The 14,436-nt window shown below is 58.1% G+C and carries 10 protein-coding genes; 9 read left to right on the top strand and 1 reads right to left on the bottom strand.

Annotated elements, in window-relative coordinates:
* Positions 1-915 precede the first annotated feature (915 nt).
* The 3 genes from R2APBS1_RS20345 to R2APBS1_RS18895 are packed head-to-tail and all read left to right on the top strand — an operon-like array spanning position 916 to position 5,594.
* Positions 916-3,012 (top strand): hypothetical protein, encoded by a 2,097-nt coding sequence (locus R2APBS1_RS20345; RefSeq protein WP_155950957.1) that lies wholly within the window; start codon positions 916-918, stop codon positions 3,010-3,012.
* A 9-nt stretch (positions 3,013-3,021) separates the two neighbouring features.
* Complete coding sequence (locus R2APBS1_RS20340) at positions 3,022-5,100, top strand: site-specific integrase (protein WP_155950956.1); 2,079 nt, start codon at positions 3,022-3,024, stop codon at positions 5,098-5,100.
* Complete coding sequence (locus R2APBS1_RS18895; RefSeq protein WP_027485368.1) at positions 5,097-5,594, top strand: hypothetical protein; 498 nt, start codon at positions 5,097-5,099, stop codon at positions 5,592-5,594. Before R2APBS1_RS20340 ends, R2APBS1_RS18895 begins: the two co-directional genes overlap by 4 nt.
* Before the next feature lie 163 nt (positions 5,595-5,757).
* Here R2APBS1_RS18895 and R2APBS1_RS18890 read toward each other — a convergent pair whose 3' ends face one another.
* Positions 5,758-8,973, bottom strand: coding sequence for a type I restriction endonuclease subunit R (locus R2APBS1_RS18890; RefSeq protein ID WP_007514462.1), 3,216 nt, complete (start codon positions 8,971-8,973; stop codon positions 5,758-5,760).
* A 221-nt stretch (positions 8,974-9,194) separates the two neighbouring features.
* Here R2APBS1_RS18890 and R2APBS1_RS18885 point away from each other — a divergent pair, with 221 nt between their 5' ends.
* The 6 genes from R2APBS1_RS18885 to nucC all read left to right on the top strand — a co-directional run bounded on the left by R2APBS1_RS18885 (position 9,195) and on the right by nucC (position 14,419).
* Positions 9,195-10,310: a helix-turn-helix domain-containing protein gene (locus tag R2APBS1_RS18885; RefSeq protein WP_007514461.1), complete on the top strand. Its 1,116-nt coding sequence runs from the start codon at positions 9,195-9,197 to the stop codon at positions 10,308-10,310.
* Positions 10,311-10,324: 14 nt separating this feature from the next.
* Positions 10,325-10,828: a hypothetical protein gene (locus tag R2APBS1_RS18880; RefSeq protein ID WP_007514460.1), complete on the top strand. Its 504-nt coding sequence runs from the start codon at positions 10,325-10,327 to the stop codon at positions 10,826-10,828.
* Positions 10,829-11,137: 309 nt separating this feature from the next.
* Positions 11,138-12,103, top strand: a complete 966-nt coding sequence (locus R2APBS1_RS18875) for a CBASS oligonucleotide cyclase (RefSeq protein ID WP_007514458.1) — start codon at positions 11,138-11,140, stop codon at positions 12,101-12,103.
* 7 nt (positions 12,104-12,110) lie between these two features.
* Positions 12,111-12,626 (top strand): HORMA-1 domain-containing protein, encoded by a 516-nt coding sequence (locus R2APBS1_RS18870; protein ID WP_007514456.1) that lies wholly within the window; start codon positions 12,111-12,113, stop codon positions 12,624-12,626.
* A complete protein-coding gene (locus R2APBS1_RS18865; protein ID WP_007514454.1) occupies positions 12,626-13,561 on the top strand; it encodes an AAA family ATPase in 936 nt (311 codons plus the stop codon). The genes R2APBS1_RS18870 and R2APBS1_RS18865 overlap by 1 nt, the downstream gene beginning before the upstream one ends.
* Positions 13,562-13,693: 132 nt before the next feature.
* On the top strand, positions 13,694-14,419 hold the full coding sequence (gene nucC, locus R2APBS1_RS18860) for a CBASS effector endonuclease NucC (protein ID WP_007514452.1): 726 nt from the start codon (positions 13,694-13,696) through the stop codon (positions 14,417-14,419).
* Positions 14,420-14,436 lie beyond the last annotated feature (17 nt).

Below are 14,436 nucleotides of genomic sequence, written 5' to 3'. Positions count from 1 at the left end.
GCGGGAAACCACCATTTGGCACCGCAATGGTGATGGTGCGCATAAACGGTCGCATAGCGTTGTTTCGCGGATAGGGAGTCTCGATGTAGTACCGAGTCGGGAGCTGGCTCTACCTACTCCCGGTGAAGTCAAGACGTGGCTAAGCGCCATGCGTCATCGTAGCCCGATCAAGGCCTTGATGGCTGAGGTCATTACTACGAGTGGAATGAGGATCAACGAGGTGAACTCGATGGAGGTAGATACCCTTCCTCCACGCACGCGTTGGAAGATTGTCGCCGAGCGCGTTCATTTCTTTATCAAAAGAGGTGTCAAAGGAGGCAAAACCACACCAACGAGTGACGTAGCCCGGAGAGGTAGGACGGTATCGTTACCCATTGACGTGGCGGAAAAAATTCACGTGTACCGCGAAGAGGCGCGCGAGCTTCAAATACGTCGCTGGATTCGCGAGCCTACGGACAAGGCTGAACAAGCGCGCCGAGCTCGTACCAAACCGACGCGGCTTTGGCTAAGTGAAAGCAGCAACCAACCATTCGCTAACCAGCAGCTGCGGCGGGTATGGTCAGACGTGGCCGGAAGTCCGCCTGGCTGGAGCCCGCACGCTGGAAGAAGGTACTTCGCGGTGGAATGGCTCGTTGAATCCGCCTCGCTTCGATTATCTGCAACCAGCGGGCCAGTAGACTTTGGCTGGATAGATCAAGTCATGCGAAACCAGATCGATACGTTTCTCCGCCCTACACTGGGCCATCTGTCGCTTGAAACTACCAACCTCTATATTCGCGGCGCCATATGGCGGCTAGCGGACGTGCTTGGGGTGCCGTCGTTGAAATACCAGGACGCCCAAGACACGGGCCAAGTTCGAACTTTGGGGAATCAAAGCACTCGAAAGAGTCACGCAATTCCCGTCAGAGAGGGACCATGATGGATGGGGACGGCGTTACTTCTAATTTTTCCAGAATCCTCCATCCTAATAAGGGATATCTGTGCAAACCGATAGATTTTGTTGAATTATGGATCGGCGCATCGGAAAAATTAACCGGGGCGGGTCGAAAATCGTGGAACGGCGGCTTTGAAGGTCGAAGAGATCTGGCGGACTTGGTCTGGCCTGCGCTACAGACCTTAGCCCGTGATTGGGGACAGAGCAGTCTGGTCCAAGCGGCTGCGGCCCTACGATCTTTCTGGCGCTTCCTGGATAGTTACGAAGCTGTTTTTGAGGGTGAAATCACGCGGGATGTGCTGGGAGGCGCCTTGGGGCAGTTGTGGCTGTATCCCCCGCCTGGGGTGCGTGGCGGCACGCCACGCCCAGGCTACTATTCACTGGTCGCCCAGATATTAAAAATGGCGCTGGGGCCGACGCAGTTTCATTGGCCCAACGCGCCTCGCTCGATATCAAATGACAAAGACATCCCGGCCGAAGAAGAAGCTCGAGCGGCTTTCCACCTGCTCGCCGAGCAAGCCAAGAAGATATTTCGTCGTTGGAAGCGTGCGGATGAATTAGCCCAGCAGGGACGCAATTTGCTGGACATTCCGCGCAAACAACAAGGTAAAGATGGGCGAATGCTCCATTTCTACGTTACTGAATCGGATATTCATGCCACCTACCGCGCCATCATCCAGCGCCTCGGAGATCCCCTGCCCAGGAGTACGCAAATCTGCGCTTTGTTTGGACTTGTGGAGAAAAAAGGTGTCCCGCCTTGGTGGCATCGGACTGGATTGAACCTTGATGATGCTCAATATGGCCTCTATCCAAGCCCTTCAGACTTATACTGCTTGTCGCAACTGTTCATGGCGCGTACTGGGTGGAACCCCTCGACGGTGTATTCCATCGATATCTCAAACCCACTCTGGGCGCGTATCCACGGAAGACCAGACAATGACATATGGGTTATAGAGAGCTGGAAGGAGCGATCGAAAGGCTGGCAAACCACGCTCTGCCGCGGACGCGTACAGACTGGTCCGCTGCACATCGTCCAGGCCCTGATCGATCGGACGAAACCGCTGCGAGACTTGCTTGCAACTGGGGCTCATCGCCTCAGTACTGACGCTTCGGTCGACGTAGATGCAGCTCGTCTATCGTCCTTCGTCAAAACATCTCCCTGGCTTGCCGCGGGAAACAACAGATTCTCAGGTCGTGTTGTTTCTATCAATCGCTCCCAGCCGAATGAAGCATCAAGCTGGTTTCGTCAGAAGGTTGTAGCCCACAACGCTCAAGCCGAGGAGAGAAATGTAGAGATCGATAAGGACAACGCCGCCGCGGCTATCAAGAACGCGCTACTCGCAAAGACAAACGCCACGTTACCGATCGGACAGCTTAAGCCTTTGGTCACCATTCGTCGGCGCGCCATCGCCATTCCCTTGACGTTTGTCCCAAGTGATTGGCGAGACGTATTTGCCACACATGTTTTTCAGGAGTCGCGCTACAGCATGGTAATGGTTCAGTGGGCGCTCGGGCAAAGGCACCTCACCAGTACGCGCCATTACCTTCGGAACCGGCTCTGGAGACAGTTCTCAGAAAAACGGCTTCAGCAGGCTCAAGAGGTCTTGTTCGAGGAATTGGGTGCTGGGCGCTGTGACCCCACCATCCTCCACGCGCGATTGGAATTGGGAATCGTGCCGAATGAGGAACAACTTTCTCGTCTGGAGCGCTTTCGCATGAAAGCCACGCCAGCTGGGTATGTCTGCTCGACGCCATATACACCACCTCGAGAGATCGATCCAAACAACCCGCTAGACGGAAAAACCCCTTGTCGAGCCGGCACGCGTTGCCCTGGTTGCCCTCGTGGGTATGCGTTTGATGCGAGACGCATGGTACTGCGGCTGGTTGAGTTGGAAAAAATTCGCGCCTCGGTGAGCGTCGTGATTTGGTCCGAATCTCAATTGAGCGCGGACCTCGACCAACTCAGGATCGACTTGGAACAATGGTCGGCAGATGAGGTTGCGGAATACCGTGTGTTCTGGGAAGAGGAGATTCGCAACGCTCGATACCACCTTGATCCATGGTCGAGCTTCAACTAGGGGGCGCAGATGGCAAAGGCCGGGTACGCGCTGCATCCTGAAGCCGCACAGCGGCTTGCCATTGTATTGGCGACGGGCCTGGACCTTCATGCTATTCAATCGATGGGGCGCGATGAGCTGCTCGAACTCCAGGAGAAATTGGGGTACGGACGAGAATGGGGGCGTTGGATTATCCCCGAAGGCTGGGCACCAAAATCGGGAAAGACCCGTTTCCGTTGCCTGACTGTGAATACCCCAAAGGGCGATCGAATTTGGAAGGAGGCGATTCAATTCGTTTTGCTTTTGACGCTAACGCCGTCTAGGCATGAGAAAAGAAACACAATTCTGATGCCTACATCAGTGCTTCAAAAGGGGGAGATTGCGGTCCGCATGGGCAAGGTCATTGCCGAGGAAGCGGGCTCCGATGCGCGCTGGTGGAGCCGCCTTCGGTTGGCCCACGTAAAAAGTCACACTGAACGATATTTCGCCAAGGCGTTGATTGGGCTTTGCGAACGTGGGCTGGTCGCAGATGCGCCACCGGAACCAATACAAGACGATGCGCCTACTGAGCGTGATCGTTACGGCGAGGGGGCCCAGGAGCAGGCCGAAGACTCTAGCCAGGAATGGCAGCCGTTGCCCGACTTGTTTGTTGCCAAAATGGGTCGATGTGTATTGTGGATGACTCAAGAGGTCGGGCCATCGTTGTTGGAGTGCTTTGAGGCGTGCATTGATCTGAAGCTGCCGCCGGCAGCGTCGCTGTCGTGGCAAAAGCTGCCCGGGCAACGCGCTAAAAAGAGTGAATCCAATGGGTTGTCTAAGTTAAGGGGGGAATTAATAAGGTCTTGGCGATGGACCGCTCAGGACGGCTCGCCGCTTGCTCTACCAGTCGACAAAGGAGTTAGGCTCAACTTCAAGCAAAGAAAAGGGTTTGTTCAAAGCAAAGAATCATTTCTTGATTTTGCGTGGCCACCGCAGAGCTGGGGTGACATTACTAAGTTGGTGGTGACTCTCCAAGCGTGCCACGCATGGCTGCTATTCCTGGCGACGGGGCCACGAGCCTCGACACTCGTTGATTACACAACAGCCTGCTTGATCCCGGGACCTAATGGCTACCGACTTGCAGGTACCCAATGGAAAAATACGCGCGAGCGGGGTGGGCAGCGGCGCGACTGGCCACTCCCGCCTGTGTTGGTCAAGGTAGTTACACAACAGATCCTCCTTGCGTCGCTGATGAAGCGACTCGCAAGGCCGGACGATCCAGAGTCACTGGGTAAGCATCTTTGGGTGCAGATCGGGCAGGCTCGTGGAATGGTCGGTGCGCCTCTCACGGGATTCAATCACTCGTTTAAACAACTGCCGCGTGTCTTTGGATTGCAGGACCTGCTCGACCTTGATGGTTCAGTGATGCACACGCACCGTTTCCGCAAAACGCTCGCACGTATTCTTGCGCTTGCGCTGACCAGCGCACAGATCGTCCTCATGGATACCTTTGGTCATGATGATCCGGATCAGACAATCGGTTACATGCTAAGCGACAAGGCCATCGTTGCTGACGTGATGCGTATGCAGCGAGAGATTGTCATTCTCCTGGCGGTAGACGCCATAAAGGATGCGGACAACCTGGGAGGAGCATTCGGTGATGTCGTGCGCGAGAAAGTGCATGCGTTTCGCCGTATCAAGGGGTCGGACGCCTTGGAGCCAAAAGACATGTACGAGTTGGCCGACCAATTGACGCTCGGTGGGCGTGATTGGGTGCCCGTCATGGAAGGTGTCATCTGCACAATGGATCGATTCGATCACGGTCCATGCGGAGAGGGCAAAGGATTGCGTCGTGATCCGCTCAACTGTCAGGCGGGCTGCACGCATCAGTTGATTCTCGCGTATCACAAGAACATGTGCGACGACAGAATAGATGCCATTGTGCCTCTACTGGAGCGTGCCAACGAAGAGCAAAACGAACTATTGATCGCGGAACTGACCGCAAAGCTCATGAATCACCTGTTCCGCTGGCGGGAGGTCTACGAGAAGTGGCGGGAACACCCACTGATCAGGAAGTTGGTACAGGGAAAGAACATGTGGTGGGATAAGCAGGTGGTGCAAGCTGGATGAGCGACCAACCCCAAGCACTCAGAGCCCATGCGAAGGCCCGGACCGCAGAGGTCGTCGCCAAGCTACGTTCGGCCATGGCGCAGATCGAATTAGACATCGAGAAGAACGACGGGCTCTACCCATACAACGCTGGCAAACTTAATCGCGCTGAAGCCTGCCGACGTGCCCGTATTCTCACCTCAGTGCTTGGGGGAGCAGCGCATAGGGAGACGACGCTTCCGATGTTGCGTCAGTGGCTGGCCGATATTCGAACGCGTATCGCGGTCGGAAAGAAAGCGGTGCGGAAAGTCGTAACGCAGCGTGCGAATGACTGGAAAGAGCGTGCTCTTTGTGCAGAGCATTTCTCCAATCTGTACCACTTGCAGATGGTCACGCTGCAAAACAAATTTCGAGAGGCGCAGGCCCGTGTGGATGAGCTAGAGGCTGAAAATTTGAAATTGTTGGAGCAAGTATCCCAAGGCCAGATCGTTCGATTACCCACGAAGACGATCTGATGGTCTGACTTACTTACGGAGCTGCAGCCCGAGACGCCGCGTCGTCAACTAGGCCAGCCCAAGTTTATGGCGTGGCTGAAATGGCCACTAACTCTACGGAGCCAGCGTGTCTCGGTTGGGAAAATACGCTCACTTCCAACTCGACTCTGAGACTAAAAGGCTTTCAACCTAGCTGCTCCGCACCCGCCCAAGTATTTGTCAAAGTCTCAGCTTGCCGCAATACGATCTCCACGGCCTCATCCTGCTTGTCCGGCGGATACTTGTAGCGGCGCAGCAAGGTCTTCACCATCACCCGCAGCTTGGCGCGTACCGAGTCACGGACCGCCCAATCCACTGTGACGGAGTTGCGTAGCTTCTGGGTAAGCTCTACCGCAATCTTGCGCAATGTCTCGTCGCCGAGCTCACGCACGGCGGATTCGTTGTTCGCTAGTGCGTCGTAGAAGGCGACCTCATCGCGATTGAGTCCCAGCGCGTCACCGTGTTCGGCGGCTTGCTGGAACTTCTTCGCCATCGCGATCAGCTCTTCGATCACCTGCGCCGTTTCGATCGCACGGTTGCGGTAGCGGGTCAACGATGCCTGCAGCAGCTCCGAGAATTTCGCACTCTGCACCACGTTGGTCTTGAAGCGCGATTTGATCTCGCCCTTCAGCAGCCGATCCAGGAGCTCCACTGCGAGGTTGCGTTCCTTCATATGGCGCATGTCCTGCAGGAACTCCTCCGACAGCACGCCGATATCCGGTCGCTTCAGGCCGGCGGCGGCAAAGATGTCGATGACCTGATCGGACACCACGGCGCGCGAGATGATCTGGCGCAGTGCATGTTCCTTCTGCTCGTCGCTGAGCTTCTTGTCGGTGGTCGCATGCTTGGTGATCGCCGACTTGATCGCCTGCAGGAACGCCAGCTCATCACGATACGCCAGCGCCGCATCCAGCGTGCAGCACAGTGCGAACGCCTTGGTGGCCGCCAACACCTGATCGGCAAAACGCTGCTTGCCGTCATCCAGCCCCAACACGTGGTTTGCCGCGCCGGGCAGGAGCGCCCAGGCCTGAGCGCGGAACGCCGCATAGTCGTAGCCGTGCAGCATGCCGTGCAGCAGCTCCATCCGCTCCACCAGCACTTCCAGCGCCTCTTCGGCGTCGATCGTGGGGCTGCCTCTGCCCTTGGCCTGGGTGTAATCGGCCAGCGCCTGCTTCAACTCGTTGGCAATGCCGATGTAGTCGACCACCAGGCCGCCGGGCTTGTCTTTGAACACCCGGTTCACCCGTGCGATCGCCTGCATCAGGTTGTGCCCGCGCATCGGCTTGTCGATGTACATGGTGTGTAGGCAGGGTGCATCGAAGCCGGTCAGCCACATGTCGCGCACGATCACCAGCTTGAACGGGTCCGCGGAGTCCTTGTAGCGTCGCTCCAGCCGCTTGCGCGTTTCCTTCGGATACACATGCGGCTTGAGCATCGGCTTGTCGGCGGCCGAGCCGGTCATCACGATCTTGATCACGCCCTTTTCGGGATCGGCGGCGTGCCATTCAGGCCGCAACGCCACGATGGCGTCGTACAGGTGCACGCAGATCTCGCGACTCATCGCCACGATCATGGCCTTGCCGTCCATCGCGGCCAGGCGATTCTCGAAATGCTCGACAATGTCGCTGGCCACCTTCTGGATGCGCGGCGCGGCACCCACCACCTTCTCCAGCGCAGCCCAGCGGCGAATGCGCGCTGCATGCGAGGGATCGTCGATCGCGCCCTCGTTCAACTCGTCGACTTCCTCGTCGAGCGCGTCGATGTCGCCGTCGCTCAGTTCGAGCTTCGCCAGTCGTGACTCGTAGTAGATCGGTACGGTGGCACCGTCCTTCACCGCCTGCTCGATGTCGTAGACATGCACGTAGTCACCGAACACGGCGCGCGTGTCGCGATCGGTCAACGACACCGGCGTGCCGGTGAACGCGACAAAGGTGGCGTTTGGCAGCGCATCACGCAGGTGCTGGGCGTAGCCGTAGCGCACGCTGCTCGCGTAACTGGCGGATGCCTCGTGCGACATCAGCGCCGCCATCGCCACCGAGCCTGCCGCATCCGCCGCCATCTTCGCGGGCTTCGCCTTGGCGAGATCGCCGGTCAGCTTCGCCTCGAAGCCGTACTGCGTGCGATGCGCCTCGTCGCAGATGACCACGATGTTCTGCCGCTCGGACAGCACCGGAAACACATCCTCGTCCTCGCCCGGCGTGAATTTCTGGATCGTGGTGAAGATGATGCCGCCGGACGGACGGTTGCCCAGCAGTTCGCGCAGACGTGGCCGCGTATCGGCTTGCACCGGTGTTTCGCGCAGCAGGTCGGCAACGCCAGCGAAGACGCCAAACAACTGGTTGTCCAGATCGTTGCGGTCGGTCACCACCACGATGGTCGGGTTGCCCATCGCCGGGTGCTGCATCAAGGTGCCGGCCAAGCAGGTCATCTCGATGCTCTTGCCCGCGCCCTGCGTATGCCACACCACGCCGCCCTTGCGCGACCCGCCCGGCTTCGATGCCGCCAGTACGCTTTCCACCACCGCGCGTACCGCATGGAACTGGTGATATCCGGCCACCTTCTTGACCAGGGCACCGTCGTCCTCGAACAAGATGAAGTTGCGCAGGTATGCCAACAGCAGCGCGCGGTCGAATGCCCCATGCACCAGCGTTTCCAACTCGCGCATCTCGCCCAGCGGATCGGTCTGCGCGCCGTCGATCGTGCGCCATGCCATGTAGCGTTCGCGCTCGGCGCTGAGCGAGCCCATCCGCGCGCGAATACCGTCGGAGATCACCACCAGCGTGTTGTAGATGAACAGGTCGGGGATGTCCTCCCGGTACGCCTGCACCTGGTTGAACGCCGACCAGATATCCGCGTTCTCGTCGCCCGGGTTCTTCAGCTCAAGCAGTACGATCGGCAGGCCGTTTAGAAACAGCAGCAGATCCGGTCGCCGCGTGCGTTTCGGCCCCTGGATGGAAAACTGGTTGACCGCCACCCAGTCGTTGCCGCGTACATCGTCGAAATCGACCAGCCGCACGAGGTCGCCACGCGTCTCGTTGCCCTGCTGGAACTGCACCGGCACGCCTTCCGTCAGCCAGCGATGCAGTTGGCGGTTCGCCTGCAACGGGCCCGGGATGTTGGGGTTCAGCACTATCCGCAGCGCCTCATCCTGTGCCGTGGCGGGAATCCGCGGATTCAGTCGACGGATCGCGTCGCGCAGCCGATGCTCCAGTACCACCTGCCGGTAACTGTCCCGCTCGCTGCCTGGCGTGTGCGCATCCGGCGGCGAAATATCCGGGCCGTGCGCCACCTCCCAACCCAGGCCGGCCAGCCACTGCAGCGCAGCCTGTTCCAGGTGGTCCTCCAGCAGGATCGGTGTCATCGCTTCCCCTGTGGCCCGGGCGGGCCGAAGCATGTCCGTGATGATGCGCGGCTCAGGTGAGCTGAAGCACGCAAAAAATGTGATCCCAGACTTTAGCCAAATGGGACGCCTGTGAGGGGTAAATATGAACGTCGACTCGATGTCGGCACCGCCTTCAACTTACATGAATTCTTGCATTTGACACTTTTGCAAGATAAAATTCCGTAACTGGAGGTGCCGCTATGGACCAAGCAACGATCCGCCGCCGCCTGCAAGCATTGCGCGAGCGCCGAGAGGTCAATCAGACCGACCTAGCCCAAGCCCTGGGCTTCAATGACCGCCAAACCTTGTCCGACATCGAGTTGGGCAAGCGTCAGGTTGCGCCTGTCGATCTGGTGCGCGCCGCCGAGTTTTTCGGTGTCGACACCGGTTATTTCACCGACCCCTTCGAACTCGCCGGCGAAGCCAACTTCTCTTGGCGTCAGGCTGCCAAGGCGGATGATCTCGAATCCTTCGAACGGCGCGCCGGCGGCTGGATCGCCACCTATCGCTACTTGAGCCGTCTCAAGGGTGAGTCGGTGAATTCCCTGCTTCCCCAGATCGGCCTGAACCCGAAGAGCTCGTTCGAAGAGGCTGCCGACGAAGGCGACGCCGTTTCGCGCTCGCTCGGTCTGGGCGATGTGCCGGCGGCGAACTTGGCATCAGTGCTCGAACAGAAACTCGATACGCTGATCCTGCATGTCGATACCGTAGTCGGCGTGTCTGGTGCGGCGTGCCAGCTAGGGCCACTCAACACCATTCTCATCAACCGCCATGAACCCGCCGGACGCCGCGCGTTCGACATGGGCCACGAGCTTTTCCACCTCATCACCTGGCGCGTGATGGCTCCGGCGCATATCGAGGAGGAAGGGAGACTCTCCAGGGATCAAAAGCGCATCGAGAAGCTCGCGGACAATTTCTCCGGCGGCCTGTTGATGCCGCGGCACGTAATAGTCGGTCTGATGGACAAAGCTGCCTTGTCTTCGAATGATCCTGAGGCTCAAGCACGCTGTATCCGTGAAGCTGCCGCCCAACTCGGCGTCAGTGGCCCAGCCATGAAATGGCGCCTGGTCGTGCTGGGACTGTTGAAGAACGCCGTTGCACAACGCATCGACGATGGTCTGCTGCGCATGGATGCTGCCGCGAATGACGCGGTCTTGCCGCCCCGTTTCAGTCGCCGCTTTGTGGCAACACTGGGCTGGGGCATCGAACAGGGTTATCTGTCGGTGCGCCGCGCCGCGGACGTGATCGGCACCAGCGTGGATGACCTGGCCGTCTTGTTTACCGAGCACGGCCTGAAAACGCCGTTCGATTTGTAACCGGTCAGCACGGAATGGATTTCCAACAGCAACAGATCGTGCTCGTCGACACCAACGTCATACTCGAAGCGCATCAGACCGGCTGCTGGATACCGCTGGCCAACTACTTTGCCTTACACACGGTGGCCAAGGTCGTCGAGGAAACCCAGACCGGCTACCAGAACCGCGATCCCGAGCACTGGATCGACGAGGCCGTGCTGCGCGGGCAATTGAGCCATGTCGAATCGATCACCGACATACAGCGGGTGACGTTCAACATGACGCATGGTCATCCCACTCTCGATGCTGGCGAACGGGATCTGCTGATCTACGCGGAAACCCTAGTTGCGCCGGCTTGGCTGCTCAACAGCCCGGACATGGCCGCCGTGCGTTTTGCCCACGGCCTCAGCTGGATCGATCGGTTGGTTTCCCTTGGCGCGATGAGTGCGCACTTGAAGGCACGGTTGAGCCGTGATTTGCGCGACAACTACACGGAGCGTTGGCTGTCGCGCAAGCGGACGGAACTGGTGCTGGGTTGAGCAGCGACGCCGGTCGCATCCAGCGGCGAGTGCAACGTGCTAGACAGCTGCCTGCCTTCGCCAACGGAACTGCCAAAGCTCGCCAAGAACACTGACTGCGACTTTGCCCAAGAGCTGACACCACCGCGCCGCTGCTTCAAAACTCGTCTCTTGAATATTGTGATGTGCATCACAACATTTAAAGATCAGCCGGGGATCCGTCTGTCGCAACAGTTGCGACAGACCATGGGCAAGCTGACAGCAGAGGGTATCCGCAGTAACGACAGACTAGCTAGGTCGGCCAGACCGGCCCGGCAAGGGGATCAATGCATGGGAAAGCAGCACGTAGGGCACAGGGAAATCGCGAGCTTCGCCGACGACCGGGTTAATCTGCCACGCGATAAGGCGAATGAGCTTCGCGCACAGGCGCGCGGGCTGCGCGAGCGGCTAGAAACTTATTTGGCCGAGCATCCTGACTTTACGTTGAGGAAGATGTTGTTGTCCGGCAGCTTGGCCAAAGGCACAGCACTGCGGTCGATCAATGACATCGATGTCGCCTGTTACATAAATGGCGCGGATGCTCCCCAGGACGTTGGCCGATTGCTGGATTACTTGGCCGCGCGGCTGCGCAAGGCCTACCCGAATTTCAAACCCGAGCAGGTGAAGCCCCAGACCTATTCGGTCACGGTCTCATTCCAAGGCTCCGGGCTGGACGTCGACGTCGTGCCGATCCTCTACGACGGAGATCCGAATTGGTATGGCAACCTGGTCAGCCAAGATGACGGCTCCTTCCTGAGCACCAGCATCCCCCGGCATCTCGAGTTCGCCAAGAAGCGGAAGCAAGCCCAAGAAATACACTTTGCCCAGGTAGTACGCCTCGTCAAGTTCTGGGCTAGACGCATGAAGGCGGAAAACAGCAACTTCCGATTTAAGTCCTTCATGATCGAGATGATTCTTGCCAAGTTGTGCGACGACGGCTTGTCATTTTCTGACTATCCCGAAGCCCTGCAGCACTTCTTTACCTACGCGGCCCGCAGCGGTCTGCGCGAGCAAATCGCCTTCAAGGATTACTACCCGCTGTCGAGCATTGGCACCTTTTCAGAGCCGGTGCAAATCATCGATCCGGTCAACGTGGCGAACAACGTGTCGAAGCTGTACACCCGTGCTCAAGCCGACGCCATCGTAGACGCGGCGCTAGACGCGGGCGATGCAATCGACGCCGCGCTGAAAGCCCCCACCAAACAGGAGACCGTACGCTACTGGCAGAAGGTCTTCGGTTCCTCCTTCCAGGTATGAGGATCCCATGACAAGCAGCTTCACTGTTTCTGCAACCACGACATTCACGGTTACTCATGCTCGCCACATGGCGGCAAAAGTCGCAGCCGACCTCAAACGCATGCAGCGCTTCTACGGTGCTCCGAGCGACTTGGATATCGCTGACTATGAAACCGAAGTAGTGGAGCTTTTGAAAGCCGGCTATTTGGGCACCGTGACTTACGGCTACAAACGCGGCGACAAATGGATTGAGCCCACGTTGCGCTACTCCGCCAAAGACCTGGCTGGTGCAGATGGCGTCGACGACGACCCGGGTAAGGTCCGTCCAGGCGCGGACATTTCCGGGGCGAGCTTCTACAACTACCTGACCTATTCGTCGGCGTGGCTAAACCTGACACCCGACCAGCGGGAAGCATTCAAGAAGAGCTTGCCCTTTCAACGCAGTACCGCTGCTGAGCCGGGCATCGATGGATACCTGACCCCTGACCGCATCTACTCTGCTGGCGGTAAGGCGCTCGATCGTTTTAGCGTGAGGACCTACTAATGAGCACCAAACCGACCCTCGATGAATTGTTCGACCAGCGTCAAACCTATCCCGACATCGATTCGCGGACACGGCTGGAACGTCTGATTGGTCTGGACGAGCAAAAATCGCGCCTGTCGAAGATTCTGGGACTCCTAGTTCACCCAGCTGGACTCGAAGCTTGGGCGAACAAGCATCATCCCGGTGCCACAGCGTTGCTGGATACCGTCCTGCGGCGTCCACCGTTGGTCATCCTCGCGGGCGATGTTGGATCAGGAAAGACCGAGTTGGCCGAAACGATCGGTGATGCCGTCGCGCGGCAAGAGAAGATCGACATTACTCTTTTCCCGTTGAGCCTGGCCACGCGCGGCAAGGGTCAAGTCGGCGAGATGACCCAGCTGCTGACGGCCGCGATCGATTACACGCTTGCGGAGGCCAAGAAACTGCAAGCCGGCCATGGGAAGAGCAATGGCGGGATCATCCTCCTTGTTGATGAAGCGGATGCACTTGCCCAATCGCGCGAGTCGACTCAAATGCACCATGAGGACCGTGCGGGGGTCAATGCCTTCATCCGGGGAATCGATCGCCTGGCACAGACGAAAGTGCCTGCGGCCGTCATCATGTGCACCAACCGCCTGAGTGCACTAGACCCGGCGGTGCGTCGTCGTGCGGCTGACATTCTTACCTTCACCCGACCCGATTCGCCGCAACGTCGTCACGTTCTTCAGCAACGGTTGGGGCCGCTGGGCCTCTCCAAGACTCAGCTCGACGGATTGGTGAACGCCACTGGCGCGCGCAATGGGCATGATGTGGGGTTCACCTTCTCCGATCTCACCCAGCGCCTAATTCCGTCGATCGTCTTGGATGCTTATCCTAGCCGCGCCGTGGAGGGCGACCGTGCAGTTCAGATCGCCCAGCAGATGACGCCGACTCCAACGTTTCGCGATCAGGCCTGAGTTTCCGCGATATCTGATACGCCTGGAGCGACTTCAATTGCGAGGTAATACGTCTTCGGTGCGCATTATTGAGCTCCAAATTCTTCTTCCGCGACGAGCAATTGCCTGCCATCAACAGCATTGAGGTGTTGAATGTCCATGTGGTCACTCTCCCAGCTACTTTCTTCTTTGCACGAAGACATTCAGCAGCGTCTTGCTACTGTTCGAAAGACGTTCGGTCACCCCGGAACGAAAGGCGATGCGAGCGAGAATGTCTGGATCAGCATGCTGGACACATACCTGCCAAAGCGCTACCAAGCAGCTAAGGCCCATGTTGTGGACAGCCTCGGAAACTTTAGTCAGCAGATCGACGTAGTGATCTTCGATCGGCAGTATTCGCCGTTCATTTTTACCTACGAGAACGAAACCATCATTCCAGCCGAGAGCGTGTATGCGGTATTCGAGGCCAAGCAAACGGCTAACGCCGGTTTGGTGACATACGCGCAGGAGAAAGTCGCTAGTGTCCGCAAGTTGCATCGGACGAGCCTTCCGATCCCTCATGCGGGAGGCACATATCCTCCGAAGCCCCTCGTCCCCATTCTTGGTGGATTGCTGACCTTTGAGAGTGAATGGAGTCCTGCGCTAGGAGCGTCTTTTGATCGAGCGCTATCGACCGATCTCGGACATGGTCGTTTGGACATCGGGTGTGTCGCCGCCCACGGTCATTTTTCCTTTGACCAAACCGCGAACAGATACAACTTCACCGATGGAAACAAACCGGCGACCGCATTCCTCTTCAAATTAATCGCCCAACTACAGTTCAGTGGAACGGTTCCCATGATCGATGTCGAAGCCTATGGCCAGTGGTTGACAAAGTGACAAGGAAGAGCCACCAC

This window comes from Rhodanobacter denitrificans (assembly GCF_000230695.2).
Classification (GTDB): domain Bacteria; phylum Pseudomonadota; class Gammaproteobacteria; order Xanthomonadales; family Rhodanobacteraceae; genus Rhodanobacter; species Rhodanobacter denitrificans.
The sequence above is the reverse complement of the archived record's forward strand: the minus strand, read 5'-3'. Positions and strand labels throughout refer to the sequence as shown.

What these genes read in the sequence shown, in the direction of transcription:
- R2APBS1_RS20345 (WP_155950957.1), top strand. Translation starts at nt 916, where the DNA reads ATGATGGATGGGGACGGCGTTACTTCTAATTTTTCCAGAATCCTCCAT.
- R2APBS1_RS18880 (WP_007514460.1), top strand. Translation starts at nt 10,325, where the DNA reads ATGGATTTCCAACAGCAACAGATCGTGCTCGTCGACACCAACGTCATA.
- R2APBS1_RS18890 (WP_007514462.1), bottom strand. Translation starts at nt 8,973, where the DNA reads ATGACACCGATCCTGCTGGAGGACCACCTGGAACAGGCTGCGCTGCAG.
- R2APBS1_RS18870 (WP_007514456.1), top strand. Translation starts at nt 12,111, where the DNA reads ATGACAAGCAGCTTCACTGTTTCTGCAACCACGACATTCACGGTTACT.
- R2APBS1_RS20340 (WP_155950956.1), top strand. Translation starts at nt 3,022, where the DNA reads ATGGCAAAGGCCGGGTACGCGCTGCATCCTGAAGCCGCACAGCGGCTT.
- nucC (WP_007514452.1), top strand. Translation starts at nt 13,694, where the DNA reads ATGTCCATGTGGTCACTCTCCCAGCTACTTTCTTCTTTGCACGAAGAC.
- R2APBS1_RS18875 (WP_007514458.1), top strand. Translation starts at nt 11,138, where the DNA reads ATGGGAAAGCAGCACGTAGGGCACAGGGAAATCGCGAGCTTCGCCGAC.
- R2APBS1_RS18865 (WP_007514454.1), top strand. Translation starts at nt 12,626, where the DNA reads ATGAGCACCAAACCGACCCTCGATGAATTGTTCGACCAGCGTCAAACC.
- R2APBS1_RS18895 (WP_027485368.1), top strand. Translation starts at nt 5,097, where the DNA reads ATGAGCGACCAACCCCAAGCACTCAGAGCCCATGCGAAGGCCCGGACC.
- R2APBS1_RS18885 (WP_007514461.1), top strand. Translation starts at nt 9,195, where the DNA reads ATGGACCAAGCAACGATCCGCCGCCGCCTGCAAGCATTGCGCGAGCGC.